Raw genomic sequence first — 25,993 nt, 5'->3', positions numbered from 1 at the left:
GCGGATGCCGCTCGCCCGCGTCCACCTGATCGCCGCCGCCCGGCCGAACTTCATGAAGATCGCGCCGCTCTGGCATGCGCTGGTCGCGGCCCGGGATTTCGATCCCGTGCTCATCCACACCGGCCAGCATTACGACGCGGCGATGTCCGACAGCTTTTTCGCAGAGCTGGGCCTGCCCGCGCCCGACCATCATCTCGGCATCGGCGGGGGCACCCATGCCGAGCAGACCGGCAAGGTGATGATCGCCTATGAGGCGATCGCGCGGGTCGACCGTCCCGACTGGCTGGTCGTGGTCGGCGACGTGAATTCGACCGCGGCCGCCGCGATGGCAGGAGCGAAACTCGGCATTCCGGTCGTCCATCTCGAGGCGGGGCTGCGCAGCCGCGACCGGACGATGCCGGAGGAGCTGAACCGGCTCGTGACGGATGTGCTGTCCGATGTGCTGTGGACACCGTCGCCCGACGGCGACGAGAATCTGCGCGCCGAGGGCATTCCCGAGGCGCGGATCAGCCGGGTCGGGAATATCATGCTCGACAGCTTCGAGCTGGTGCGTTCACGGATCGAGGCGGAGCATGCGCCGGCCGCGTTCGGGCTGAAGGGACAGTCTTATGCGGTCGTAACGCTTCATCGGCCGAGCAATGTCGATCGCTTGGCAACGCTGGCGCCGCTGGTCGATGCGCTGATCGCCGTCCAGGCGGAACTGCCGATCGTCTTTCCGGTCCATCCGCGCACTGCCGCGCGGCTTGCCGAATTCGGCCTGCGCACGCGGCTGGAGCAGGCCGGCATCCGCCTCGCGGAGCCGATGTCCTATGTCCGTTTCATGAGCCTGGTCTCCAACGCCGCCGCGGCGATCACCGACAGCGGCGGCATCCAGGAAGAAACCACCTATCTCGGCATTCCCTGTCTGACCCTGCGCGAGAATACCGAGCGGCCGATCACGGTCACGCAAGGGACCAATCGACTGGTCAATGCCGATACGTTGCTGGAAGCCCTTCGTGAGGCACGCGCATCGCAATGGGCGCCGGTGCGTCCTGAGCATTGGGACGGGCGGACTGCCGCGCGCTGCGTTGAGGACCTGCGTCGGCGGTCGGCGAAGCGCTAGAAGCTTTCTTCCGCATAGATGCGCGAGACGTCGCCCGCCCATTCGCTTTCATAGCGTTCGAGCAGCCGCTCTGCGGGCGTCTGCCCCGAGGCGACGATCTGACGCAGCGGATCGAGGAAACCGGATTCGTTGTCGCCCGACGAGTTGAGCTGGCCGCGCGCGTTCAGCCCGCTTTCGGCGATGGCGAGGATGCGGCCGCCCAGCTCGCGCAGCGTGCCGCCGCCGGGCACGGGCGCGGCCAGGCCGAGCTTCGGCACGGCATCGCGCAGTTCCTGGCGTTCGGCGAGCGACCAGTGCTTCACTTCGTCCCAGGCCGCATCGAGCGCGCCCTGGTCGTAGAGCAGGCCGACCCACAGGGCCGGCAGCGCGCAGATCCGGTTCCACGGCCCGCCATCGGCGCCCCGCATTTCGAGGAAGGACTTCAGGCGCACTTCCGGGAAGATCGTCGAGAGATGGTCGGTGAAATCGGACAGGATCGGCTTCTCGCCCGGCAGTGCCGGCAGCCGCCCGTCGAGGAAATCGCGGAACGACTGGCCCGAGACATCGATATAACGGCCGTCGCGGAAGACGAAATACATCGGCACGTCGAGCGCGTAATCGAGATAGCGATCGTAACCGAAGCCGTCCTCGAACACGAAGGGCAGCATGCCGGTGCGGTCCGGATCGGTATCGGACCAGATATGGCTGCGGAAGGACAGGAAGCCGTTGGGCCTGCTTTCGGTGAACGGCGAATTGGCGAAGAGGGCGGTGGCGAGCGGCTGGAGCGCGAGGCCGACCCGGAATTTCAGCGCCATGTCGGCTTCCGAGGCGTAATCGAGATTGGTCTGGATGGTGCAGGTGCGCAGCATCATGTCGAGGCCGAAGCTGCCCACTTTCGGCATGTAATCGAGCATGATCTTGTAGCGGCCCTTGGGCATGCGCGGCAGCTCGGCGCGGGTCTTGTCCGGCCACATGCCGAGGCCGAGGAATCCGAGCCCCAATTTGTCGCCGACCGCGACGACCTGCTCCAGATGTCGCCCGGCCTCGCTGCAGGTCTCGTGGATGCTGGCGCGCAGGGCCCCGGAAAGCTCAAGCTGGCCGGCGGGTTCCAGGCTGATCGTGCCGTCGGGGCCCGACAGGGCGATGACGGTATCGCCCTCGTAAACGGGCGACCAGCCATAGGCCGCCATCTCGCCCAGCAGATCGCGGATGCCGCCGGGCTCGTCATAGGAAGGCGCGCGATGATCGGCGCAGCGGTAGACGAACTTCTCGTGCTCGGTGCCGATCCGCCAGGCGGCTTTCGGCTTTTCGCCCCTGGCGAAGACGGCGACGAGATCGTCGCGGCTCTCGATCGCTGGGGCCGTGTCGCCCGTTTCGGTGCGCGTGGTCATGGCGCGCCTCTAGCGGGTCGGGAAGGGCCGTGCCAGACCCGTCCTAGATGAAGACGCAAATCTCTTCGACGACCGTCGCTCCGGGATAGGCGGCGAGCAGTTCGAGGCCGTTGCCCGCGTCGAGCTCGGCCTCGCCGTCCACCCGCCACACCGAGCCCGGGGACAATTGCCCGCCATCTATCCGGCCGTTGCCGGCAATCGGCATCAGCAATAGTTCGCCGTCGTCCGACTGCAGTCTGGCCCGGCTGGCTAAGGCCCACTTCTCGAGAATGAAGGAGCTGCCTTCGACCAGAACGGACCGCTCCGCGCCCAGGTCGCGCGGCTTTGCCGGCGGGGACGCTGGCGCCGGATCGGCGACGGCGACCGCATCGTCGAGATGCAGCTCGCGTGGCCGGCCATAATCGTAGAGCCGATAGGTGAGATCGAGATTTTGCTGGACCTCGATCAGCGAAAGCCCGCCGCCGATGGCGTGGATCGTGCCGGCGGGAGACCAGAACAGATCGCCGGCCTTGGCCGGGCGCCAGTCGATCAGCCCCTCGATGCTGCCATCGCGCGCGGCGGTCCGAAGCGCCTCGGGCGGGATGGTTTCGGTGAGGCCGAGGCCGATCACTGCGCCGGGCTCAGCGTCGAGGATGTACCACGCCTCGTCCTTGCCGTGCGCAAGGCCACGTGCGCGCGCGGCCGCATCGTCCGGATGGACCTGGATGGAGAGACGTTCGGACGTGAAGAGATATTTGACGAGCAGCTGGGCATCGTCGCGGTCGGTATCGATGAACCAGAATTCGCCGACAGGGGCATCGGTTTGCACATGTTCGAATTCAACCGGGAACGCGGTGCGTCCCCACGGTCGGCTTACGGCCCGCGTTGAAAGCCTTTTAGCGGCCAAAGCCGGTCTCCAGCGCAAACGGCATTGCATGACACTCGCCGAACGGGTGAACGGCCGGGATCATATAAGGCATTTCGTCAACGGCCGCGAGGAACGCGCCGCCGCAATGGCCGGGGCGCCAACGTCATGTCCGAGACGGCGGCGCATTGCCGAGAATCTCGGATACAATCCTGGTCAATGCCCCTCTCGATATCTCGTGACGGCCGTGGCTGCTATCGATCATCACGTCGAACTTGCCGGTCGCGATATTGTCGATGGTCTCGGCGTAGTTCAGCGCGGCGCGGCCGGAGAAGCAGCACGGATCGAATTCGTTCAGGATTTGCAGCTGACGGCGGCCCTCGCCGGAAGCGCCCATCACGTAAAGCTCGAAATAATTGGCGATGGAATAGAGCTGCGAGGAGACCTGCTCATAATCGCCCAGGTCCCCGCCGCTCCGCATCGAAAGCGGCATGGATCCGGCGACCGGAAAACTGAACTGGATGCGGGTATCGATCGCCGATGCAACAGCGGTCGTCCAGCCGCCTCCAGAGAGTCCGATCATCGAAATCGATCGATATCGTTCGGTCGCGGTCAAGTGATTCAGGACGAAGACCACAGGTTCCATGAAGAATCTCGTTGGATGTCCGCCTTCATGCGCAAAGCGTAAATGATCGTGGGTCAGCAGGCGGAGCCGGCCGATCGAGGGATGTTCGATCCAGGGTTGGGAATTCTCTCCGGTCAACGGCATCCAGAAAGCCACGACCTCGAAACCCTGCCCGATCAGCTGGGAGATATTCCGGTCGTGATGAGGGCTGCTGCCTTCATGGCCGCGATGATAGAGTATGAGATGCCCGTTCCGGTTTTTGGGTATGAACCGATACGCGATCGACGTTATCCCATGATCCATCCGAACTGTGAACCTGTCCACGCGTTCGGCGGCATGGCTGCTCGGTGAGGATAGGTCGGTTTCGACCTGGGGGACGCCGGCCGGGATCCCGTCCGGCCAGAAGAAGGCGATGAGCTGTTCGCGCGTGCGGACGACATCCGCTTCCGTGGCGATGCGGATATGAGGCACGACGGCCTCGTCCGGATCGTCTTTGACCAAAGTCGGGCGTACCCATTGATAATACAGGTTCGCGAATGTGTGGTAGGGAGGCAATTGCAGCTTCAATGCAATGATGCTGGATACGCCTCCCATGAAAAAGGCGGCGAGCAGGCCGAGTGCATATTTCTTCCTGCCCGTCATCATTGCTCTTCCGACACTATTCCCCGATCAGCCATGCGGGCCGCAACAGACATTTTTCTCATGATCGACATGGCCCTGCCCTCACGGGACGAACGGGTCAATGTTTGCCGGTGCGGATCGGCGATCCTGTCGCCGTTGCGGGCGGATTTCGGGAGGACTGGAACTTTGACTCGCCATCCGATGCGGGCTTATGGTCCAAAGACACGATGCTTCAGCTATTGCCTTTGCTCCTGGCCGGAGGCCTGCAGGTCAATCCCCAGGCCATTGAGGTGCCCCGCGATCGCGGCCCCAACCCGCCGACACTCTCGCGCCTGCTGCGGCAGCGGGTCGATGCGGGGCGGCGGGTCTGTGTCTATGGCCTTCCCAACTCCTCGCGGCCCGACATGGTTCGCGGCCAGGCGCCGAGCCCGGAGGAGAGCCATGGCCAATCCCGTAGCGGTCGGGAAGACCAGTCCCGAAGCGATCGGGAAGGCCGGCCCCAGAACGCCCTTCGCGCACCGGAGGTTCAGGAACGGCGCGTGGCTTTGGAGGAGCGCTGTCCCTTCCGGGACCCGGGGGAGGATTCGCCACTGGTGAGACCGATACCCGCGATGGCGATCTTCAGCCGCGAGGCGTATGTCGGCAACCGGCGCATTTGTTATTATGTGCATCTGGGCGAGCGTTACGCGCGCGCCGTCTCCCCGGCGGGAACCTGCCCGATGACGCCCCATTTCTTCAATTGATCACCGGTTTGCGGGTCGCAAACCTCCGGGTTGGCTCCGCGCACGCGAAACGCTAGGACTTTCAGCATGGCCGGGATGACGCTGCCTTTGGTGCACCATGGACAGGATAGGGGGCGAAAATGGTTAAGCTGCTGATCGTTCTTGTGCTGGCGCTCGGCTTGTACGCGGCGGCAGTCTTGTTTCTCCCGTCGATCCTGTCGCATCGTCGCGCCCGACGTCATGTCGAGGGAAAGCGGCGGCATCAGGATCCCTGAGGCAGTCTGTGGGCTGCTCGGCGCGGCATTGCCGATGGGACGCGTTGGCTTTCGGGTTGGCGGACCGGGCGAAGACAGGTAAATAGCGCCGGACAGCTCGAATGAAGCAGCCTCCTTCCCCAGATAAGCAAGTATAATGAATCAAGAAAAAGTTGTCGTGGTCGGCCTCGGCTATGTCGGCCTGCCTCTGGCTGTCGCACTCGCGAAGTCCTTTGACACCACCGGCCTCGATATCGACGCGGGCCGCATCGCCGAACTCTCTCGCGGTCATGATCGCACGGGCGAAGTCGAGCCCGGCGCGCTGTCGGCGGCGCGGCTGCGATTGACCTGCGAGCCGGAAGAGTGCGCGGGGGCGAGCATCTATGTCGTTACCGTACCGACGCCTGTGGATGAGCGGAACGAACCCGATCTTCGTCCGATATTGAGCGCGACCCGGACGGTGGCGGCGCTGCTGGAGCCATCCGCCCGGCCCATCGTGGTTTACGAGAGCACCGTCTATCCCGGAGTGACCGAGGATATTTGCGTGCCGCTTATCGAGCGGCAGGCGGGCCTGGCGCATGGTTCGGACTTCTTTGTGGGCTATTCGCCCGAGCGCATCAATCCGGGCGATCGGGTTCACCGGCTCGAGGCGATCGTGAAGGTGGTGGCCGGAGATGCGCCCGCCACGCTGGATCGCCTTGCGGCGCTTTACGGGAAAGCGACGTCGGCGGGCGTCTTTCCGGCGGCTTCGATCAAGGTCGCGGAAGCGGCCAAGGTCATCGAGAACGCGCAGCGCGACATCAACATCGCGTTCATGAACGAGATCACGCAGATTTTCGCGAAGATGGACGTTTCCATTTGGGACGTGCTCGATGCGGCCTCGACCAAATGGAACTTCCTGCCGTTCCAGCCGGGACTCGTGGGGGGGCACTGCATCGGCGTGGACCCTTATTATCTCAGCCACCGGGCGCGGGAGCTGGGACATGAGCCCAATGTCATCTTGGCGGGCCGATCGACGAACGACGGCATGGGCGAATGGGTCGCGGACAGCCTGCATGCGGCGCGTAGCGAACGGCCCGGCTCCGCGTTGGTGCTGGGTCTGACGTTCAAGGAGAATGTGCCCGATCTGCGCAACAGCCGGGTGGTCGATGTCATCCGGCGTCTGCGCGAGCTCGGTCATGACGTGACGGTTCACGATGCGTTGGCGGATCCCGAAGAAGCGCTTCACGAATATGAGATCGAACTCAAGGCGGATGCGCTGGAGGGCCGTTACGACATGATTTTTGCGGCGGTGTCGCATGACGCGTATAGAAGCCTGTCTCCCCGGCGGGTACGCGATCTCGTGCATGAAGGCGGCCTGGTGGCCGATCTGAAAGGGATGTGGCGAGAGATGGATTTGGGAGCCGTGGGCCGGTGGACCTTGTGAGAAGCCCGGACAAGACGCCGCGCGCATGGGCGAGAGCCTGATGGCGGCTGGAGGTCGCTCCGCGTCGTCGGGCACGTCGCGCCGTCCGGCTTTTCGGCTCGGCGGCGATGGCCTGGCGAACAATCTCCCATTCTATCTCTATCTGATCTTGCTGGCAGCCTGCTTCGCGGGTGGCGGAGGATCGCGCGACGACGTTCTCTCCCTGCTTTATGTGCGTCCCGTCGCCGCCCTTTGCCTGATCGCGTTTCTTTTCCTTCCCGGCCCGCTCGATTTCCGCGCGATCCGGATGCCGTTCTGGCTGCTGGTCTGGTTCACGTTGCTGACCGCCATTCATCTGATCCCGCTTCCGGCTGACTGGTGGGCAGCGCTGCCGGGGCGCGAACCGTTCGTTCCCGGTGCGGAGCTCATGGGCATTTCGCAGCCCTGGCGCCCGATCAGCCTTGCACCGGATCTCACCCGCAACGCGCTGGCATCGATGATCGTCCCGTTCGCGGCTCTGATCGGGTTCGCGAAGCTCGATCCAACCCAGCGCGAGCATTTGATCACGCCGATCATCGTCCTGTCGCTTTTCAGCGCGCTTCTGGCCGTGCTGCAATTGGCGAGCGGGGGCGCCAGTTCCTTCTATCTCTACAGAATCACCAACGAAGGCGCTGCCGTGGGTGCCTTCGCCAACAGAAATCATCAAGCGATGCTGCTGGCTGTGACCCTGCCCATGCTGGCGATCTGGGCATCGCGCATGCGGGGCGACGCGCAGGCCCGCCAGATCAAGCGCGCGAGCATTGTGCTGGTGGCGGTGCTGTTTCTGTTGATGCTGATGGTCACCGGCTCGCGCGCGGGGCTCGTGCTGGGCGGCGTCGCAAGCTTCTGGGCCGGATTTCAGTACATTCAGGAGCGGGCGGTGCGCCGTGGCCGCCCGGCTGCGCACGGTCGGTCCCTCATCCTGGCTTTCGTCGCCGTCATCGCGATCGGCGGCGCGCTGACCTTCCTCGCATTCGGCCGGGCCGAAACCCTGCAACGGCTGGCCGCCAATGACTTCCAAGTCGAACAACGTGTCCAGATTTTCCCCCGGCTTGTCGCATTGGCTCGGGACTATTTTCCGGTCGGGTCGGGACTGGGCTCGTTCGATCCCGTTTTCCGGGCGGGCGAGCCGCTCGAGTTGCTCTCCGCCGGCTACCTCAATCACGCGCACAACGACCTGCTGGAACTGGCGATAACGGGCGGCGTTCCCGCGCTCGTCCTGCTACTCGTTCTGATCGGATGGTGGCTGTGGCGGAGCGTTGCGGCGTTCCGGCTGGGCGAATCCTATGCCGTTCTGGGCTCGGCCACGGTCTTGCTGCTGCTGATCGCCAGCCTTGTCGATTATCCTCTCCGAACGCCGATGCTGACGGTCCTCTTCTCGGTCGCCTGCGGATGGCTCGGCGGGACGGCGCGCCCACGGAACCGAAGCGAAGCCCTGGCGTCGTAGCGTTGCGCTCATCTTGAACCGGGATTAATGCGACTAGTTCACCCCCCGATTATGCGTATGAAAGGTAGTCGATGAGGTTTTTCTGGAGCGCGACCGCTGCCTTGAGCGGACTGATGGTCGCCGGTTGCTCCTCCTCACCGCCGTTGCAGACCACTCAATATGTCACGGTTTCTGAAACCGGCGTGCTGCCGCCGCCCTCCGCGGCCGATCTGGCAGCGCCGGGGCAGCCCTACACCATCATGCCGTTCGATCGGCTGCAGATCGAAATCTACGGCGTTGAAGAATTGGCCAGGACGGTCCAGGCGGATGCGGCCGGCGTGATTTCGTTTCCGTTGGTCGGAGAGGTCCATGCGGGGGGGCTGTCGCCTGTTCAGGTCGCCCAGGAAATCGAGCGGCGCCTGGCGGGGCGATATGTCCGCAATCCTCAGGTTACCGTAAACATAGAGGAGAGCGTCAGCCGCGTGGTGACGATCGACGGGGAAGTGACCACCCCGGGCCTCTATCCGATCGTGGGCCGCATGACCCTGATGCAGGCGATCGCCCGCGCGCAGGGTGCCACCGAATTTGCCCGATTGAATCATGTCGTGCTGTTTCGCACCGTCGATGGACAGCGCATGGCGGCGCTTTACGACATCCGCGCCATTCGCGCGGGGCTCTATCAGGATCCGGAAGTCTATGCCCAGGACGTCGTATTGGTAGGCGAATCGCGCGCGCGCCGGATTTTCCGGGATATCATCCAGAGCTCGGCGCTGCTGACGGCACCGATCATTGCGCTCATTCAACGGCGGTAGAAATCAGACAGATGAACGATATGAACCTCCGATACGCAGGTCAAAACGCTGCTCCTGCGCCGGCCGCCGAAGATTCCGTGACGCTGTTTCCGCTGCTCGGGCATTATCTGACTGTCTTTCAGCGCCGCCGCTGGCTCATTTTCGGCAGCATCGTCACCGCGATCGTGGCGGCAACCATCGTGATCCTGCTGATGACCCGCCTGTATACCGCGCGCGCGACGATCGAGATTCAGCGCGAAAGCAACAATATCGTCCGGGTGCAGGGCGTGGAGCCGGAAACCGGACTGGCGGACATGGAATTCTACCAGACGCAATACGGACTGCTGCAGTCGCATGCGCTGGCGGCCAGCGTCGCGACCGAGCTGCGCCTTTTCGACGATGCGAGCTTCTTCCAGATGTTCGAGATGCGAGAGACGGACACCTGGTTTGAAAACGGCCGTGTCCGGCCTGGGGCCTCGTCGCGCCAGCAACGGATTCGCAAGGTCGCCGACCAGTTGCTGCGCAATCTTTCGGTCGCGCCGGTCCGCCTTTCGCGCCTCGTTCATGTCAACTTTACGAGCCCCGATCCTGCCTTTTCCGCAAGGGTTGCGAATGCCTGGGGCGAGCATTTCATCCGCATGGCGCTGGAGCGTCGTTTTGCCGCGACCTCCTATGCGCGCCAGTTCCTCGAACAGCGGCTAGACCAGCTGCGCACCCGGCTGGACGAGTCCGAAAGAGTGCTTGTCGGCTATGCCGAGCGGGAAGGGCTCGTGAACCTGCCGGCCAGCCCGGCGTTCGGAATGGGCGAGCGACCGCTCGTTGTCGACGATCTGGCGGCGCTCAATCGGGAATTGACCACGGCGACCGCCGATCGCGTGCAGGCCGAAAGCCGCCTCGGCGCGCCCGGCGATCAGGTTGGCGAAGCGCTTCAGAACCAGGCGATTTCCGGCCTGCGGCAGCGGCGCGCGGAATCCGCCGCCGAGCTTGCCCGGCTGCAAGTGCAATTCGAACCCGAATATCCCCCCGTGGTTGCGCTGCGCCAGCAGATCGAGCAGCTCGACCGCTCGATCGAGCGGGAGGAAAACAGGGTGCGCGACACATTGCGCTCGAATTTCGTGGCGAGCACCGAACGCGAGGCCAATCTGACGCGGCGCGTGGAGCAGCTCAAGGCGGGCCTGCTGGATCAGCGCCGACGCAGTATTCAGTACAACATCTACCAGCGCGAGGTTGATACCAATCGCCAACTCTATGACGCGCTGCTGCAGCGCTACAAGGAGATCGGTGTTGCCGGCGGCGTGGGGATCAACAACATTTCGGTCGTGGACATCGCGCAGATTCCCGAGCGCCCCTCCAGTCCGCGGATTCTCATCTATCTGGTGCTCGCCATGGCGCTGGGTGGCGTTACGGGTTTCGTGCTGGCGCTGGTGATCGAGCAGATGGACGATGCCATTTCGGATCCGTCGCAAGTGCATAATCTGTTCGGCCTTCCCTTGCTCGGCACGGTTCCCAGAACGTCCGGCGACGAGGATCCCTATGCGCTGGTGGGCGATCGGAAGTCGGATCTTTCCGAGGCCTATCTTGCGGTGCAGACCAGCCTGGCCTTCACGACGGATCATGGCGCTCCGGCGACGCTCGCCATCACGAGCACGCGGCCCGGCGAAGGAAAGTCGACCACGGCCTATGCCGTCGCGCGATCCCTGGCGCGGACCGGCCGGCGCGTGTTGCTGATCGACGGAGACATGCGCTCGCCGTCATTCCACCACATATTGGGCCTTTCCAATGATCGCGGGTTCAGCAACTTTCTCGCCGGCGACGACAATCTGTCCGACATGATCCACACCCTGCCGGGCGATGTGGCGGTCATGCCGGCCGGGCCGCAACCGCCCAGCGCGGCGGAGCTGCTCTCCGGCGGCCGGCTCGCCGAACTCCTTCGGCAGCTCAATGACCGTTTCGACCATATCGTCATCGACTCGCCTCCCGTCATGGGCCTGGCGGATGCGCCGTTGCTTGCCAGTCGCACGGAAGGCACGGTGTTCGTGATCGAAGCCAACGAAACCAAGCTCGGCCAGGCCCGCGTGGCGATCGCCCGGCTACTGGCGGCCAATGCGCACATGCTGGGCGCGGTCGTGACCAAGTTTGAGGCAAGGCGCACGGCTTACGGCTATGAATATGGCTATGGTTATGGACGGAATGCCGAGCAAACGACTTGACGGCTGACGCGGGCGGACGGGCAATGGGTGTGACGACCGGGCGGTCTGGCCTCCTTGGATGGCTGATGGCGGGCATCGCCGGCCTCGTCCTGTCCGCGCTGCTGGTTTCGGTGACGGCGGCCGGCGTGTTCAGATATGCGCGCCCGCAGATCGCGCTCGCTGTCGCCCCCTATGACGCGCGCGCGCGCGCGGGGCTTGCCCAACAGCTGCTATCCTCCAGCCAGGCGCCCTCGGCCGAGACCATAAGGCTGGCAAGCGAATATGCCCGTGATGCCTATCGAAGCGATCCGACGGCGGTCGCGGCGTTGCGCGTGATGGGCTTTGTCGCCGATCTGCAGGGTCGTCGGCTGGAGGCGCGACGGCTGCTCGCCTATGCGGAGACGATCACCAAGCGCGACATGCTGACCGAACTCTGGCTGATCGAGGACCGGGTGGCGGCGGATGATATCGCCGGCGCGCTTCGCCACTACGATACGATCATGCGCACGTCCGAGGAGGTGAAGCCGGTTCTCTACCCCATTCTCACCAACGCCACTCAGACCCCCGAAATCGCCCGACAAGTGAATCGAATCCTGCTTGCGCGGCCGAACTGGTGGCGCAACTTCCTGACCTATTATCTCGGCGCAGGGAACGACGCCGCTGCATTCGCGACGGTGTTCCAAGGGATGCTTGACTGGTCGGATGAGCAGGATCGCGAACTCGCCACGATCCTGCTCGGCCGGCTGAGCGGAGCGGGCCGACATGATCTCGCCTGGGCCGCGTATGTCGATGTGCGAGGCCTGCCGGCTCGGCAGCCAGGCTTGCTCAGGGACGGGAATTTTCGGGTCGAACGCCGGCTTCCCCCCTTCGACTGGTCGTTCGCCGAGGATGGCGAGCTGATTCCGGATCGCCGGCTGCGGGATGGTTCCGATCAGGATTTCGTGCTCTATGTGCCGGCGGGCTCAAGCGTGGCCGGCGATGTCGCACGACAGTTGCTTCGTCTGCCGCCCGGCCGATATCGCGCGGAGGCATTGGTGGGCAGCGTTGCCGAGGATGCGCTTCGGCGGCCGCTCGTGCGGATCGAATGTGCCGGTCAGCCGGCACGGCGCCTGGCCGAAACAGATTTTCCACCGGCGGACGCCGAGGCGCGCCGGCTGGGGATGGAATTCAGCGTGCCGTCCGGCTGCGCGAACCAGTGGTTCGCCATACGCGTCAAGGGGAGCCTTGATCGGGGGGTGCCCGAATGGCCCTGGATCGGATCGATTTCGCTGCGGCGCATTTGACGTGCGCGCCTTCTCCAGATCGACCGGCAATTGCCTGCGACGCGAGCTCGGGCGGGTAGGGATCATTCGGTGCTGAAACGGGTGCTTCCCTCCTCCCTGCTGTCGGCATGGACCGGCGTGCACGGCACGATCGCGCGGGGCATGACGGTCGTCGCCATCTTCATATTGATCGCCAAGGGCGTGGCCGCCGCCAAGGAAATGGTCGTTGCCCAGACCTTCGGCACCGGATCGGTCGTCGATGCCTATCTCTTTGTTTTCAATCTAATCATGATGCCCGCCGCGCTCTGGTACAGCATCGCCATCGCGGTCGTCATTCCGCTTGACGGGCGATTGCGGAATTCCGCGCCGGCCGAGGAACGGCGATTCCGCGGCGAGCTGCTCGGCGCGGTGGTCCTGCTGGGATTCGCGACCGGACTGGTCGTTTGGCTGGCGCTGCGGCTGTTGCTGGATTTCTCGACGCTTGGTCTCGAGGCCGAAACGCATCGTCATGCGGTCACGGCCGTCAACTATCTCGCTTTCGCGGTTCCGCTCGGCCTCGCCGCCAATTCCGGGTCCGTTCTGCTGATGTCCCGGGGGCGCCACGCCAACAGCTTGCTGGAAGGGATGCCGGCGCTCGTGCTGCTGGGAGCGCTGTTGCTGTGGAGTGTCGGCGGGTTGCAGGTGCTGTTGTGGGGGACGCTCGCCGGTTTCGCGGCCCAGCTGGTCATCACCATGCTGCTGCTGGGGAGGGAGGCGCCGCGGCCGCGGTTCGGCTTCGCCTCGCCCGCCTGGGCGGAATTTCGCGCCGGGGCCGGCATCATGTTCGCGACGCAGCTGCTGATGGCGCTTACCACGGTTGTGGATCAGTTCTTCGCGGCCGACATGGCCGGCGGGTCGATCGCCACATTGGGATATGCGACGCGGATACAGGCGCTCTTTCTCGCATTGGGAGCGACCGCGATCGGGCGCGCGATCCTGCCCGTCTTCGTGCGGATGAAGGCGAGCGATCCCGATGCGCTCTACCACGTCGCACGGCGATGGACCTGGCTGCTTTTCGCTTCCGGCACCGGCGCCGTGCTGCTGATCTGGCCGTTCGCGGAGCACATCGTGCGGCTGCTGTTTGAACGCGGAGCGTTCACGACGGACGACACGCGCGAGGTCACCGAAGTGCTGCGCTGGAGCCTGACGCAGTTGCCCTTCTATTTCGCGATGATCACGGCGTCGCAGCTGCTGTACAGCGTTGCCCGCTACCGGCTGGCGGCCTGGCTGGCTTTCGCCGGCCTGATCCTGAAATTGTCGTTGAGCTTCATTCTCGTGGGCCCATTGGGTCTGGTCGGCCTGGTCGTCTCGACGACGGCGATGCAGGCATTTTCCTGCGGCGTGCTGCTGTGGACCCTGCGAACCCGCCAGCCGAAAGCGCGCGAATAGCATGTTTTCGCATCGCGATTTCAGTTATGTATTTGATTTCACTGACGATCACTGTCGAGAAACTGATTGCCTCCCTTCCCTCATGGCCTTAGGTGCAGGGCTGAATTCCGACGGGGACCAAGTAGGACTTCGACGCGCGTTCTGCAGTCGCTGACACGAACAAGGTTACGATCATGAACAAACCGGGGTTGCAGCGGCTCGAAACCCACTTCGAGTTCGGCGAGAATTGGCGGGACTATCTTGCCAATGTGGACGATGACGCGATCCGCGAAGCCGAGCGCGGCCTGCTTGACCTGCTTCCGCGGGAAGCGATTACCGGCAGCCGGTTCATCGACATCGGCTGCGGATCCGGGCTGCACAGTCTGGCCGCGTTGCGGTTGGGCGCCGCCGAGGTGGTTGCCGTGGATATCGATCCGAATTCCGTGTCCGCCGCGCGCGATTTGCTGAACAGATATGCGCCGGGCGCGCCGGTCACGATCCGCGAGCTGAGCATTTTCGATGCCCACCGCGAGGAACTCGGCGAATTCGACATTGTCTATTCATGGGGCGTGCTGCACCACACGGGAGCGATGTGGGCCGCGATCGAAAAGGCGGCCGGCCTGGTGCGCCAGGGGGGGCATTTCGCGATCGCACTCTACCAGAAGCGTCCGACCTGCGGCTTCTGGAGGCTCGAAAAGCGCCTCTATACAAATATGGCAGAACCGGTGCGGGCGGCGATCCGCGGGATTTACAAGGCCGCGTTCTATGTCGGTCTCGTCGTAACCCGGCGCAATCCCTGGACCTATGTCGCCAATTACAAGGGAAAGCGCGGCATGAATTTCCATAACGATGTTCACGATTGGCTCGGCGGCTATCCTTACGAGTCGGCCACGCCCGAGGAAGTGAAGACATGCTTCGCCCGGCTCGGCTTCAGGCCGATAGTCGAACGGCCGCGGCCGAAGGATTTCGGCCTTTTGGGAACCGGCTGCGCCGAATTCACCTTTCGCCGCGGCTGAAACCGGCGGCGCTTGCCCATGCAACCATGACTGACGAGCCGCGCGGAGCGATCAGCATCTTCCTGCCGAGCCTCGAGGGCGGCGGGGCGGAAAATGTCATGATTACGCTCGCCAACGCGATCGCCGCGCGGGGACACGCCGTCGACCTCGTGCTTGCTTCGGCACGCGGTCGTTTCATGGACGAGGTTGGCCCCGGTGTCCGCATCGTCGATCTCGGCCGCAGCCGCGTCATGACCTGCATATTACCGCTGCGCGATTATCTGCGACGGGAATCGCCCATTGCCCTGCTCTCCGCGCTCAGCCACGCCAATGTCGTCGCCTTGCTCGCGCGCCGCCTGTCCGGCTGGCGCGGCCGGATGGTGATCAGCGAGCGTACCAGCTTCCTCAGCGTCCGCCGCTACGCCCGAACGCCGAGGAACAGAATCATGCGGGGCCTCATGCGCGTGACCTATCCCTGGGCGGATGCCGTCACCGTCGTGTCCGAGCCGATCATCGCCGAACTGGCCGAAGGGCTGCGGCTGGATGCGCGGCGCATATATTATGTGCCCAACCCGATCGTCTCAGATCGTCTGCGGTCGTTGGCCGAAGAGGTGCCCGACCATCCCTGGCTGGCGGATAAGGGCCTGCCCGTCGTGCTGGGCGTCGGCCGATTGTCCCCGGAAAAGGGTTTCGATGTCCTGATCGGGGCCTTCGCGCGATTGCGTGAAAGCCGTGCGGCGCGGCTCGTCCTTCTTGGCGAAGGACAGGAGCGGGCGGCTCTGGAGAGGCTCGTCGATCGCCTGGGCGTGGGCGACAGCGTCGCATTGCCTGGTTTCGCGGCCAATCCTTTTGCCGCGATGAGGCGCGCGGACGTGTTCGTCCTCCCGTCCCGTTTCGAAGGGATGCCGGGCGCCCTGATACAGGCCATGGCATGCGGCACGCCCGTGGTCAGCTCGGATTGCCACTCCGGGCCGCGCGCGGTCCTGGAGGACGGGAAATGGGGGGCGCTCGTTCCTGTCGAGGACGAGCTTGCGCTGGCGCGCGCGATCGCGCAGGTCCTGGATGCTGGCGAACATCCGCCGGTGGCCGATCGGGCGGCACTGTTCGACGAGGAGAGAGCGGTCGATCGCTATCTTGAGATCATGGGAGTTGCGTCCCGCCGCGATCCTGTCCCTGGCGGCGCGCGCTCAGACTAGCCAATAATAGAAATATATAGCCGTGAAGAACGCGAACTGAAAGATGTAGATGAAGCGATATTGCGGTGCCAGGCCCGCCGCCATCACGGCGAGCGCGGGAATGGCGAGGGCAGAAAAACGCGATCCGTAAAGGTCCATCACCGCCGATGCAAGCGCCATGGAGGCGCAGAATATATAGAATATCGGCTCGAATCCCATCTTCTTGTCGTTCCGGAACATCATGAATGTGACGGCGAACGAAAGCCATGCGACAGAGAGCAATATTCCTGATGTATGATCAAGCACATAAAGTGCGCGATGGTCATTAATTGCCGAAAGGGCTGTGACCCTTATCGAAGTGATCGCAACACCAATCACGATAAATGCGACGAAAATCGCCATCGCATTGCGGGATATGTTGTCCAATATCCGCCTGTTCTCCAGCACGACATAGGCGAGATAAAATAGCCCGAACAGAAAGAAGGACGTGTGGATCGCCGCGGCGATCACGAGCAGGGCAATCTTGAGAGGGCGGTGCGAAATCAGCGTCGCGGACCAGAACAGCGCGCAGGCGAGCCCCGAGCGGATCTGGGAGAGCGTGAGTTCCACGAACGCCGGATTGAACAGAAAAAGCAGATACCAGGCGGATCCCGAGCGCTTGACGACGAACAGGCCGATCAGGAAAACGGAAGTCAGCGAAACGATCGTGAAGGCGGCATCGATGTCGCCAACCATTCCGTGCAGGGTGTCGAACAATCGGACCCAAAGCCCCTCGCCGAGGAAAAACTCGATGGGGGACGTGTTGAGAAGCTCGAACAGATACCATTGGGACTGAAACCCGGCACGATAGGCTTCGAGATCGGAGAAGCCGTACGGGTTGATGTCGCGCCAGCCGATCAGCACGAAAAGCGCGGCAAAAACCGCTGCCTGGAAGACATGCGAGGAACGAATCTGCATTAACATCGGCAGAAAGGGAACTCGGAGAGGCAGGGAGAAAGAAAGTGCCCCCTAGCATGCCCCGCCCTACCGCGAAAGGACCGCCAAAAGCGCTTTCGGTCACGCTATCGATGGATTAGGTGGCTTTGGCGAATGTCGTCGAACGGCTTCGATCCAAATGGATTTTGATGAAGATTCTCCACTTCATAGCCGGCCTGGGCCGGGGCGGCGCGGAAGCGATGCTGGCGAAGCTGGCACTGGGCGGGGGAGCGCACGAGCATATGGTGCTCTCGCTCGGTGCGATTGGGCCCGTGGGCGAAGAATTGGCCGCGGCCGGGATTCGCGTCCATGCATTGAATGTGGGGCGCCGGGGTCGGAATCTCTCCGGCCTCTTCACTGTGGGCGGCCTGGTCGATCGAGAGCGGGCCGACATCGTGCAGGGCTGGATGAGCCACGGCAATCTCGCCGCGACGGCGGCGCATTGGCTGACGCGTCGCCGGAGCCCGTTATTGTGGAACATACGCCAGTCGCTGTCGGTCCCGAAGTGCGATCGCTGGACCACCCGGCGGATCATCGCCGTCAATGCGCGTCTTTCAGGACGGCCAGCGGCGATAGTGTACAATTCTACACAGGGTGCGCTGGAGCACGAGGCCATCGGCTATGCCCGTCAAAAGCGCCGGATCATTCCCAACGGCTTCGATCTGGAGCGCTTTCAGCCGTCGCCCGTCGCCCGTCGCGCAATGCGCCGCGATCTGGGCGTCCGGGACGACGAAATCCTGATCGGCCTGATCGCGCGTTTCGATCCCTGGAAGAATCATGAGGGCTTCTTTGCCGCTGCGAGCGAGCTCATGGTCGGCCAACCCGCCGTTCGCTTCCTTTTCGCCGGCAGCGGCATGACGCGGGAGAATCCGCAGGTCGCGCATCTCATGGCCGATCCCCGGCTGGCCGAGCGGTCGCTCCTGCTGGGAGACCGCAGCGACATTCCGGCGATTACCAACGCCTTGGACATCGCCTGCAACGTGTCTCATGGCGAGGGCTTTCCCAATACGATCGGAGAGGCGATGGCCTGCGCAATTCCCTGCGTCGTCACCGATGCCGGGGATTGCCGTGAGATCGTCGGCGATGCGGGGACGGTCTGCGCAGACAAGCGCCCGTCCACCATCGCAGCCGCGCTATCCGCGATGATAGATTTGGGCGGACAAGGCCGATCTCATCTCGGCCGGCTAGCCCGCGAGCGGATCGAGCATCACTATTCGCTGTCCGCGGTCGTCGCGCGTTATGATGCGCTTTACGAGGAAGCCGCCGAAGCTTCGGCGGCCGGGAGATAGACTCCATGATACAGATTCGAGGCCGGGCTCTCGCAGCTGGGCGCAGTCCTGAAAGGAAGGCCGGCTGATGTGCGGGATTGCGGGGTTCCTGACGGCCGGCGCTTTCGCGGGGGCCGAGCGGGCAGTCACCGCGATGACGGACGCGATCGCCTATCGCGGTCCCGACGGCTCCGGTCACTGGCTCGACAAGGAGGCCGGCATCGCGCTCGGCCATCGTCGGCTCGCGATCATCGATCTTTCGGAGGCGGGACATCAGCCGATGGCGTCCCATTCCGGCCGGTTCGTCGTGACCTATAATGGCGAAATCTATAATTTCAGGGCGCTGAGGGCCGAGATCGAGGCGCAGGTTCCGGGGCTGCCGTGGCGCGGCTATTCCGACACCGAAGTGCTGCTTGCGGCCATCGATCTCTGGGGCGTGCATGATGCCCTGACCCGCCTGAACGGCATGTTCGCGCTGGCCCTGTGGGACCGGGAGACGCGAACGCTGATCCTGGCGCGCGACCGGGCCGGCGAGAAACCGCTTTACTATGGCCGGATGGGGAACAGCTTCCTTTTCGCTTCGGAGCTGAAGGCGCTCAAGGCGTATCCGGGCTTCTCGGGCGATGTCGATCGCGACGCGCTGACTCTGTTCATGCGCTATAATTACATTCCAGCACCGCATACGATCTGGCGCGGGCTCGCCAAGCTGCCGCCCGCGCATTTCATCGAAATCCGCGACGGGGGGCGGGATATCGGTCCGCCGACCCCCTATTGGGATTTCCGCTCCGTCGCCGAGGCCGGCGCCGCCCGACCTCTCGCCGACGGGCCGGAATTGGTGGACCGGCTCGATGCCCTGCTGCGAGACGCCGTACGGTTGCGGATGGAGGCCGATGTTCCGCTCGGGGCGTTTCTGTCGGGCGGGATCGATTCATCGACCATCGTCGCTCTCATGCAGGCGCAGTCTTCGCGACCCGTCCGCACGTTCACGATCGGCTTCCGCGAGCAGGGCTATGACGAGGCCGTGCATGCCAAGGCTGTGGCGCGGCATCTGGGCACCGAACATACCGAGTTGCATGTCACGCCGGACGATGCGCTGGCCGTCATTCCCCGTCTGTCCCGGATCTGGGACGAGCCTTTCGCCGATTCGTCCCAGATTCCGACCCATCTCGTTTCCGAGCTGACGCGCCGCCATGTGACGGTGAGCCTTTCCGGCGATGCCGGCGACGAGCTCTTCGCCGGCTATTATCGCTATTTCCTGGGCATGCGGATCTGGAACCGGATTTCCAGGCTGCCCTTGGGCGCACGCCGGGCGATGGCGGCGACGCTCGCCGCGCCGGTGACGGGCAGGATGGCGGCCGGCATTGCCGGCCTGGTACCGCGCTACCGCAATCTGAATCTCGCGGATCGCTTGCCGAAGGTCGGAGAAATCCTGTCCGAACAATCGCCGGCGTCATTCTATCGCCGGCTGGTCTCCACGTTCAAGGAACCGCGGATGCTGGTTCTGGGCGGGGAGGAGCCGCCGTCGATACTGGATGAGGAAGGGCCGGCATTTCCGGATTTCTGCCAGTCGATGATGTACAAGGACACATTGACCTATCTGCCGGACGACATTCTGGCCAAGGTCGATCGTGCGAGCATGGCAGTGAGCCTGGAAAGCCGTGTCCCGTTCCTCGACCATCGCGTCATCGAGTTCGCCTGGCAGATTCCCCAGTCCGCGAAGGTTCGCGGCGGGGTGGGCAAGCACATCCTGCGCGAAGTGCTGTTCCGCTACGTGCCCAAGCCGCTGGTGGAACGGCCGAAAATGGGCTTCGGCGTCCCCATCGACGAATGGTTGCGAGGTCCGCTGCGCGACTGGGCCGAGGATCTCCTCGATCCGCGCCGCCTGCGCGACGACGGCTTTTTCGATCCCGCGCCCATCCGGCGATTGTGGGAGGAGCATGTCTCGGGACGACGGCGCTGGCACCATCATCTGTGGACCGCGCTGATGTTCCAGGCCTGGCTGCGGGAGCAGGCGCCGCCGCGCACGCAGGATTTGCCTTCCTTCGCCCAGGTGATGCGTGCCTGATCTCTCGCGCAAGGGAAGGAAGAACCGGAAAATCGAGCGGATGGCGGTGCTTTCCAATGGTGCCTATTCCCTTTCCAATTTTCGTGGGCCCCTGATCCGGTCGCTGGTCGATCGGGGCATCCGCGTGTTCGCGCTTGCACCCGATTTCGATGAACGGACGCGCGAGCGCGTGCGCGAGTTCGGCGCCGAGCCCGTGGACATTGCGATGGAACGGACGGGGATGCGGCCCTTGCGGGATTTGTTGGATAGCATACGCCTCGCGCGTCAGCTGCGCGCGCTCGAACTGGATGCGGTATTGAGCTATTTCATCAAACCGGTGATTTACGGGAGCCTCGCCGCCAGAGCCGTGGGCGTGCCAAGGCGCTTCGCGATGGTCGCCGGCGTGGGCTATGTCTTCATTTCAGATGGAGGAAGCCTTCCCGTCAGACGGCGTTTGCTGCGCTGGCTGGTTATGCGGTTGTACAAGCTCGGCTTCGCTTCGTGCGAGGTCGTCTTCTTCCAGAATGGAGACGACGTTGACTTCTTCACCCGGGCGCGTCTGACGGGGCCGGCGCGCGTCGTACAGATCGCCGGCACGGGCGTCGATCTCGACCAGCTGCCGCAGTCGTCGCCGCCCCTGCGGCCGGTCACGTTTCTGCTCATGGCGCGTCTACTGCGCGAAAAAGGGATACGCGAATATGCCGAAGCGGCGCGGATCGTAAGCCAACAACGGTCCGGCGCGCATTTCGTGCTGCTGGGCGGATTTGATCCCAATCCCGGATCGCTAAGCCGCGCGGAAATCGATGCGTGGGTGAGCGGGGGCCTGCTGCACTGGTATGATCATGTCGAGGATGTTCGTCCGTGGCTTGCCCGAAGCAGCGTCTACGTGCTGCCATCCTATCGCGAGGGCAAGCCACGCAGCACACAAGAAGCGCTTGCCGTGGGACGTGCTGTTATCACTACCGATGTTCCCGGCTGTCGGGACACGGTCGTGGACGGTTTGAACGGCTTTCTGGTGCCGGCGCGTGATTCCGTCGCGCTTGCACAGGCCATGATCAGGTTCATCGATGAGCCATCGTTGATCGTACGCATGGGGGAGGAAAGTCGCACGCTGGCCGAAGAAAGGTTCGATGTCTCGCGGATCAACGCGGAGATGCTGCGCGCGATGGACATTCCGGACCGGAACACCGCCGCTTAACCGCCACGCCGCAGGCGATTGATGCGGAAGGTCGGGACGTCGATCTCGGCGGCGCTCGCCCCGGTCGTGTCGGGCAGGATGGTGATATCGGGCGGCGTTTCGGGGGTGACCCGCGAAACGATCGCGGGCGCGCGGCCGGGCCGCAGCTGCCCGCCGATCCGTATCCGTCGCCAGATGTTCGCGGTCCGGCCCGTCGTCGGCGTGCTGTCGGCGAGATAATTGCGAAAATCGAGGCGGGGGATGTCGTATTCGGCGGTCGTTCCCGGCTCGATGACGATGTTCAGATCGATATCCTCGATCACCGACGGGCCGTCTTCGGGCGCATGCTGGTGCGTAAGCGCCACACAGGCGCGGCCCCAAACGAGGGTCCCGGAGAAAGCAACATCGAGCCTGATTAGCGAGGTGGGGCGGCCGTAGCTTACGATCGGCACCGCGATGTCGGCGACCGGTCCATGGCGGGCGCCCTGATGGTGGATGCGCAGCGCGAGGCGATGGTTCGAGACGCCGTACGGATAATAGGAGCGCGCGCAGTTGAATGTGCTGAGGCCGCCGGTCAGATCGTCGCCATTGTTCTGGCAGCTGATCGCATAGAAGACCTGGGCGGCCCGGCAACTGGGCGCGATGTGGATGCCGCGGACGCGGGGACCACCCGGCACGCCCTGGGCGGTGATGAAGCTGACCAGCCTTTCTCCGGCGACATTGTCGAACGTGACGTCGACGCTGTCCCGCTGGCCGGCATCGAGCACGATGAACCGGCCGCCAGCCTGGTAGATGCCGCGATAGCCAGTGTCGATGCAGCGCAGATTCTCGATCCGCAGAGTCCGGTAATGGGCGAGATAGAGGATGTTGAAGACGTAATGGCCGCGCGAATGGAGACGCAGGGTCGCCCCGTTTCCGGCCAGAACGGCGTCCTCCAGCCCGAAGACGACAAAGACGTTGCTGCCGTCGGCGTGGACCCCGAGATCGTAGACATGCCCTGGCTCGAGGTGAAGCGTTCCGCCCTGCCCGGTCCAGGCTTCGAAGGCTCGCTCGAGGATCTGGCGGTCGCTGAGGCCGGGCGCGCGGAAATCGGCCACGTGCAAATCGTCCGCCCGGCGACGCTGGGCGTCGGCCGGCGCATTCCGGCAATTGATCAGGAGAGCGGGCAGGGCGGCGGCGCTGGCGGCGCGGATGAAATGCCGGCGGTTCAGCGAAGTCATGGGCGCCATTACCCTGAAGCAGATTGATCGGGCCTGAATGTGCCCGGAGGCGATATGTTGCAAGACGGGCGTCGGGGACGCGTGCGAGCGAGTGCTGCGCGCGGCTCTATTTCGCGCCGTAGCCGGAAAAGACGATGGAAATCGTCTTGCCCAGAATGAGCAGGTCCAGCCAGGCCGAAAAATTCTTGATGTAGTAGAAGTCGTAGTGGAGCTTCGAGTGTACTGATTCGAGGTCCGCGACATGCCCTTGATTGACCTGTGCCCAGCCGGTGATGCCGGGTCGCACGATATGCCGGTAGGTATAGAAGGGCAGTTCGGCCTCGTACCAGTCCGATAGGCTGAGCGCCTCCGGCCGGGGCCCGATCCAGCTCATCTCGCCCTTGATGATGTTCCATATCTGGGGAAGCTCATCGATGCGCGTTCGCCGCAGGAATTTCCCGACGCTGGTTATCCTGTGATCGCCAGCCAGGGTGATCGCCTCGTCGCGATCCACGGCTTCGGACGGGTCGCCGTGATGCATGGTCCGGAACTTCAGAACCTTGAACGTGCGGCCGCCATAGCCGCGGCGCAGCTGGCGAAAGAAAACAGGGCCGGGCGTATCCGTCTTGATCGCGATGGCGACGATGAGGCCGGGGATGACGATCAGTGGCAGAAGTGCGATCGATGTCGCCAGATCTATGATGCGCTTGATCTTCCTGTAGCTGAGATTGGGAATGAGCGAGCCGAAGCTGTTTTCGGACAAATGCTCGATCTCGACCCGGCCAGTCAGCGATTCCTGCACCTGCTTGATGTGGTAGACGGGCTGTCCGGCGACAGCCACGTCGGCGATGAGCCGTTCCCAATCGGGCCCGAGATCGGCGCGCAGATCCGCGATCAGCACCGCGTTGGAATCTGTTGGCATCCGCGGTTCGCGCAGGATGACCCATTCGACATGCGGAATGGCCGCGACACTAACGGTACTTGCCGACGGCACGACGTAAAAGCGTTGCCCCTTGCGGTTGCGAAGATAGGCGCTCACCAGAAAGAAGAAGATGATCGCGGCCGCAAAGCTCATGCCGAATACCATGCGGCTGTAATCGAGCCGCAGCGCGAAATAGATCGACAATATGAGGCCGTAGCCCGCGGTCAGAGCCGGCAGGACATGGCCGACGATACCCACGCCGGGAAAGGTCACGACGCGCCGGAACAGATAGATTGCGATGATGAAGGCGATGAGCGACCCTCCGGCCGTGTTCAGGCCATATGGCTCGCCCCAGACCAAATCCGGGCGCATCAGCCTGTAGGCGAAGAGAGGCAGGATAACCGTGAGGAGAATGCCGAGCAGGCATTGGTAACGAAGCCGCCCCATGAACGCCACCGGCGCCACCGAATGCAGGCCGTGATTGACGAACTCATTTTGCGGCCGCAGGCGCTTTGCTGAGGCTTTGGTCATCCAACTCTCTGTTACCGGACGGTTCACGCCATCGAACAGCCGGCCTGTTAGCAGCGGCACCGGGCGCTGTCATCGTGAGTCATCGCTTATTCCGCTTCCACTCACCGTGTCCAAGGTCAGTTTTTCAGGCGATGATAGTCCTTGTACCATTCCACGAAGGCCGGGACACCTTCGTCGATCGAGGTGGTCGGCTCGAAGCCGAGATCGCGGCGGATCGCATCGATGTCGGCGAACGTCTCGGCCACATCGCCCGGCTGCATCGGTTCCATCTGGAGAATAGCCGATCGGCCGCAGGCGTCTTCCAGCAGCCCGATCATCCGCATCAGCTCTTCCGAGCGGTGATTGCCGATATTGTAGAGGCGATGCGGCGAGACGCTGCCGCCCGCCTTGGCCGACCCGTCATCGGGCGCCGGATTGTCATGGCAGGCGACAACGCCCTTCACGATATCGTCGATATAGGTGAAATCGCGCCGCATATTGCCATGATTGAAGACCTGGATCGGGTCTCCGGCAAGGATCTTGCGGGTGAAAATCCACATCGCCATGTCGGGCCGGCCCCATGGGCCGTATACCGTGAAAAAGCGCAGGCCGGTCTGCGGCAACCGATAGAGATGGGCGTAGGTCTCGCTGATCAGCTCGTCCGACTTCTTGGTCGCCGCATAGAGCGATATGGGCTGATCGACCCTGTCCTCGACGCGGAACGGGAGCGTCTTGTTGCTGCCGTAGACCGACGACGAGGAGGCGTAGACGAAATTCGATACGCCGCGATGACGCGCGACTTCCAGGAGATTGAGGTGCCCGACGAGGTTGGATTGGATATAGGCTCGGGGATTGTCGATCGAATAGCGCACGCCGGCCTGCGCTCCGAGATGAATGATCCGGTCGAAATCGTGCGAGGCGAGGCTCGCCTCCAGGGCTTCGTGATCGGCGAAGTCCACCCGCTCGAAGCAAAGCTCGCCGCTGTTCAGCTTGCGAAGCTCGTCGATCCTGCGCGTCTTGAGCGCCGGATCGTAATAATCGTTTATGGCATCGATCCCGACGACGGTTTCGCCCCGGGCCATCAGGTTTCGTGCCGTGTGGAACCCGATGAAACCGGCAACGCCGGTAACAAGTGTGGCCATGGAAAGTCTCTGTGGCCCTCGGCCCTTGCAGCCGACGCGGTCGCGCGGCCATATTTCGATTGGTCTCCGGCAATGCCCTACGGTATCTCAGGGCGAAAAAATAGCGGCCCGAAGGCCGCTATTTCTTTTCATGCCTGTCGGCGCGACTACGGGCTCGTGGGCGCGTCGTCACCACCGCTGGTGAGAGCGATGACACCGCCGACAACGGCGAGGATCGCGAGCAGCGGGATGAACCAGCCGCCGTTGACCGCATCGGCCGAATCCATGTCCGCACCAGCGCGCGACTGAGCCGCTACCGAGAGCGAGGAGGCAGACGTGGCGGTCTGCGCCAGAACCGGCGTGCTGGCCATCGAGACCGCGAGCATCGCCACCATAGATGCCTTCTTGAAACTCATTTCAAACTCCCTGCTGAGCTGGCAGAAGCGGCACTGCCACAGCGATGATGATATGACAACCCCAAAACCGCGCTCCCGACCACCCGCAAACATACTGTTGCCGATTTGCAAGACATTTCGGCGAGAGAACGACG

21 protein-coding genes are annotated in these 25,993 nt (G+C 63.6%); 13 read left to right on the top strand and 8 right to left on the bottom strand.

The window, feature by feature from the left end; genetic code table 11:
* The first annotated feature begins 4 nt into the window (after positions 1 to 4).
* The gene (wecB, locus tag KF780_02135; GenBank protein MBX3560587.1) at positions 5 to 1,102 is read left to right on the top strand and encodes a UDP-N-acetylglucosamine 2-epimerase (non-hydrolyzing); all 1,098 of its coding nucleotides are present in this window, start codon (positions 5 to 7) and stop codon (positions 1,100 to 1,102) included.
* Here wecB and KF780_02130 read toward each other — a convergent pair.
* The 3 genes from KF780_02130 to KF780_02120 form a co-directional block, all read right to left on the bottom strand.
* Positions 1,099 to 2,472, bottom strand: a complete 1,374-nt coding sequence (locus KF780_02130) for a glutamate--cysteine ligase (protein ID MBX3560586.1) — start codon at positions 2,470 to 2,472, stop codon at positions 1,099 to 1,101. The genes wecB and KF780_02130 overlap by 4 nt on opposite strands.
* A 43-nt stretch (positions 2,473 to 2,515) precedes the next feature.
* Positions 2,516 to 3,358 (bottom strand): class I mannose-6-phosphate isomerase, encoded by an 843-nt coding sequence (locus tag KF780_02125; GenBank protein MBX3560585.1) that lies wholly within the window; start codon positions 3,356 to 3,358, stop codon positions 2,516 to 2,518.
* Between the two features lie 124 nt (positions 3,359 to 3,482).
* A complete protein-coding gene (locus KF780_02120; GenBank protein ID MBX3560584.1) occupies positions 3,483 to 4,586 on the bottom strand; it encodes a hypothetical protein in 1,104 nt (367 codons plus the stop codon).
* A 101-nt stretch (positions 4,587 to 4,687) separates the two neighbouring features.
* Here KF780_02120 and KF780_02115 point away from each other — a divergent pair, with 101 nt between their 5' ends.
* From KF780_02115 to KF780_02075, 9 genes are all read left to right on the top strand, one after another.
* Positions 4,688 to 5,305, top strand: coding sequence for a hypothetical protein (locus KF780_02115; GenBank protein MBX3560583.1), 618 nt, complete (start codon positions 4,688 to 4,690; stop codon positions 5,303 to 5,305).
* Positions 5,306 to 5,695: 390 nt separating this feature from the next.
* A complete protein-coding gene (locus KF780_02110) occupies positions 5,696 to 6,964 on the top strand; it encodes a nucleotide sugar dehydrogenase (protein MBX3560582.1) in 1,269 nt (422 codons plus the stop codon).
* 25 nt (positions 6,965 to 6,989) lie between these two features.
* On the top strand, positions 6,990 to 8,429 hold the full coding sequence (locus KF780_02105) for an O-antigen ligase family protein (protein MBX3560581.1): 1,440 nt from the start codon (positions 6,990 to 6,992) through the stop codon (positions 8,427 to 8,429).
* A gap of 71 nt (positions 8,430 to 8,500) precedes the next feature.
* Positions 8,501 to 9,220, top strand: a complete 720-nt coding sequence (locus KF780_02100) for a polysaccharide export protein (protein MBX3560580.1) — start codon at positions 8,501 to 8,503, stop codon at positions 9,218 to 9,220.
* A 77-nt stretch (positions 9,221 to 9,297) separates the two neighbouring features.
* Entirely contained in the window at positions 9,298 to 11,409 is a 2,112-nt protein-coding gene (locus KF780_02095) for a polysaccharide biosynthesis tyrosine autokinase (protein ID MBX3560579.1), read from the top strand.
* 65 nt (positions 11,410 to 11,474) lie between these two features.
* A complete protein-coding gene (locus KF780_02090; GenBank protein ID MBX3560578.1) occupies positions 11,475 to 12,671 on the top strand; it encodes a hypothetical protein in 1,197 nt (398 codons plus the stop codon).
* Between the two features lie 165 nt (positions 12,672 to 12,836).
* Positions 12,837 to 14,078 carry a polysaccharide biosynthesis C-terminal domain-containing protein gene (locus tag KF780_02085; GenBank protein ID MBX3560577.1) on the top strand — a complete coding sequence of 414 codons (1,242 nt, stop codon included), beginning with the start codon at positions 12,837 to 12,839 and terminating at the stop codon, positions 14,076 to 14,078.
* Positions 14,079 to 14,251: 173 nt separating this feature from the next.
* Complete coding sequence (locus KF780_02080; protein MBX3560576.1) at positions 14,252 to 15,073, top strand: class I SAM-dependent methyltransferase; 822 nt, start codon at positions 14,252 to 14,254, stop codon at positions 15,071 to 15,073.
* 26 nt (positions 15,074 to 15,099) lie between these two features.
* The gene (locus KF780_02075; GenBank protein ID MBX3560575.1) at positions 15,100 to 16,248 is read left to right on the top strand and encodes a glycosyltransferase; all 1,149 of its coding nucleotides are present in this window, start codon (positions 15,100 to 15,102) and stop codon (positions 16,246 to 16,248) included.
* Here KF780_02075 and KF780_02070 read toward each other — a convergent pair.
* The gene (locus KF780_02070; protein ID MBX3560574.1) at positions 16,240 to 17,190 is read right to left on the bottom strand and encodes a hypothetical protein; all 951 of its coding nucleotides are present in this window, start codon (positions 17,188 to 17,190) and stop codon (positions 16,240 to 16,242) included. The two genes, KF780_02075 and KF780_02070, sit on opposite strands and share 9 nt — an antisense overlap.
* A gap of 161 nt (positions 17,191 to 17,351) precedes the next feature.
* Here KF780_02070 and KF780_02065 point away from each other — a divergent pair, with 161 nt between their 5' ends.
* The 3 genes from KF780_02065 (at position 17,352) to KF780_02055 (ending at position 21,712) form a co-directional block, all read left to right on the top strand.
* The gene (locus KF780_02065; protein MBX3560573.1) at positions 17,352 to 18,491 is read left to right on the top strand and encodes a glycosyltransferase; all 1,140 of its coding nucleotides are present in this window, start codon (positions 17,352 to 17,354) and stop codon (positions 18,489 to 18,491) included.
* A 67-nt stretch (positions 18,492 to 18,558) separates the two neighbouring features.
* A complete protein-coding gene (gene asnB, locus KF780_02060) occupies positions 18,559 to 20,535 on the top strand; it encodes an asparagine synthase (glutamine-hydrolyzing) (protein ID MBX3560572.1) in 1,977 nt (658 codons plus the stop codon).
* A complete protein-coding gene (locus tag KF780_02055) occupies positions 20,528 to 21,712 on the top strand; it encodes a glycosyltransferase family 4 protein (protein ID MBX3560571.1) in 1,185 nt (394 codons plus the stop codon). The genes asnB and KF780_02055 overlap by 8 nt, the downstream gene beginning before the upstream one ends.
* On the opposite strand, the gene KF780_02050 is transcribed toward KF780_02055, so the two are convergent.
* The 4 genes from KF780_02050 to KF780_02035 all read right to left on the bottom strand — a co-directional run bounded on the left by KF780_02050 (position 21,709) and on the right by KF780_02035 (position 25,859).
* On the bottom strand, positions 21,709 to 22,911 hold the full coding sequence (locus KF780_02050) for a hypothetical protein (GenBank protein ID MBX3560570.1): 1,203 nt from the start codon (positions 22,909 to 22,911) through the stop codon (positions 21,709 to 21,711). The two genes, KF780_02055 and KF780_02050, sit on opposite strands and share 4 nt — an antisense overlap.
* A gap of 106 nt (positions 22,912 to 23,017) precedes the next feature.
* On the bottom strand, positions 23,018 to 24,343 hold the full coding sequence (locus KF780_02045; GenBank protein MBX3560569.1) for a sugar transferase: 1,326 nt from the start codon (positions 24,341 to 24,343) through the stop codon (positions 23,018 to 23,020).
* 116 nt (positions 24,344 to 24,459) lie between these two features.
* Positions 24,460 to 25,464 (bottom strand): GDP-mannose 4,6-dehydratase, encoded by a 1,005-nt coding sequence (locus KF780_02040; GenBank protein ID MBX3560568.1) that lies wholly within the window; start codon positions 25,462 to 25,464, stop codon positions 24,460 to 24,462.
* Between the two features lie 146 nt (positions 25,465 to 25,610).
* Positions 25,611 to 25,859 carry a hypothetical protein gene (locus tag KF780_02035; GenBank protein ID MBX3560567.1) on the bottom strand — a complete coding sequence of 83 codons (249 nt, stop codon included), beginning with the start codon at positions 25,857 to 25,859 and terminating at the stop codon, positions 25,611 to 25,613.
* Positions 25,860 to 25,993 lie beyond the last annotated feature (134 nt).

Origin of the sequence: Sphingomonas sp. (assembly GCA_019635535.1) — a bacterium.
Classification (GTDB): Bacteria; Pseudomonadota; Alphaproteobacteria; order Sphingomonadales; family Sphingomonadaceae; genus Allosphingosinicella.
This window is presented reverse-complemented; position numbering and strand designations above follow the sequence as displayed.

Coding starts and splice junctions, on each gene's coding strand:
- KF780_02100 (MBX3560580.1), top strand. CDS start 8,501: ATGAGGTTTTTCTGGAGCGCGACCGCTGCCTTGAGCGGACTGATGGTC.
- wecB (MBX3560587.1), top strand. CDS start 5: ATGCCGCTCGCCCGCGTCCACCTGATCGCCGCCGCCCGGCCGAACTTC.
- KF780_02110 (MBX3560582.1), top strand. CDS start 5,696: ATGAATCAAGAAAAAGTTGTCGTGGTCGGCCTCGGCTATGTCGGCCTG.
- KF780_02045 (MBX3560569.1), bottom strand. CDS start 24,343: ATGACCAAAGCCTCAGCAAAGCGCCTGCGGCCGCAAAATGAGTTCGTC.
- KF780_02070 (MBX3560574.1), bottom strand. CDS start 17,190: ATGTTAATGCAGATTCGTTCCTCGCATGTCTTCCAGGCAGCGGTTTTT.
- KF780_02065 (MBX3560573.1), top strand. CDS start 17,352: ATGAAGATTCTCCACTTCATAGCCGGCCTGGGCCGGGGCGGCGCGGAA.
- KF780_02090 (MBX3560578.1), top strand. CDS start 11,475: ATGGCGGGCATCGCCGGCCTCGTCCTGTCCGCGCTGCTGGTTTCGGTG.
- KF780_02075 (MBX3560575.1), top strand. CDS start 15,100: ATGACTGACGAGCCGCGCGGAGCGATCAGCATCTTCCTGCCGAGCCTC.
- KF780_02130 (MBX3560586.1), bottom strand. CDS start 2,472: ATGACCACGCGCACCGAAACGGGCGACACGGCCCCAGCGATCGAGAGC.
- KF780_02050 (MBX3560570.1), bottom strand. CDS start 22,911: ATGACTTCGCTGAACCGCCGGCATTTCATCCGCGCCGCCAGCGCCGCC.
- KF780_02040 (MBX3560568.1), bottom strand. CDS start 25,464: ATGGCCACACTTGTTACCGGCGTTGCCGGTTTCATCGGGTTCCACACG.
- asnB (MBX3560572.1), top strand. CDS start 18,559: ATGTGCGGGATTGCGGGGTTCCTGACGGCCGGCGCTTTCGCGGGGGCC.
- KF780_02035 (MBX3560567.1), bottom strand. CDS start 25,859: ATGAGTTTCAAGAAGGCATCTATGGTGGCGATGCTCGCGGTCTCGATG.
- KF780_02120 (MBX3560584.1), bottom strand. CDS start 4,586: ATGATGACGGGCAGGAAGAAATATGCACTCGGCCTGCTCGCCGCCTTT.
- KF780_02080 (MBX3560576.1), top strand. CDS start 14,252: ATGAACAAACCGGGGTTGCAGCGGCTCGAAACCCACTTCGAGTTCGGC.
- KF780_02105 (MBX3560581.1), top strand. CDS start 6,990: ATGGGCGAGAGCCTGATGGCGGCTGGAGGTCGCTCCGCGTCGTCGGGC.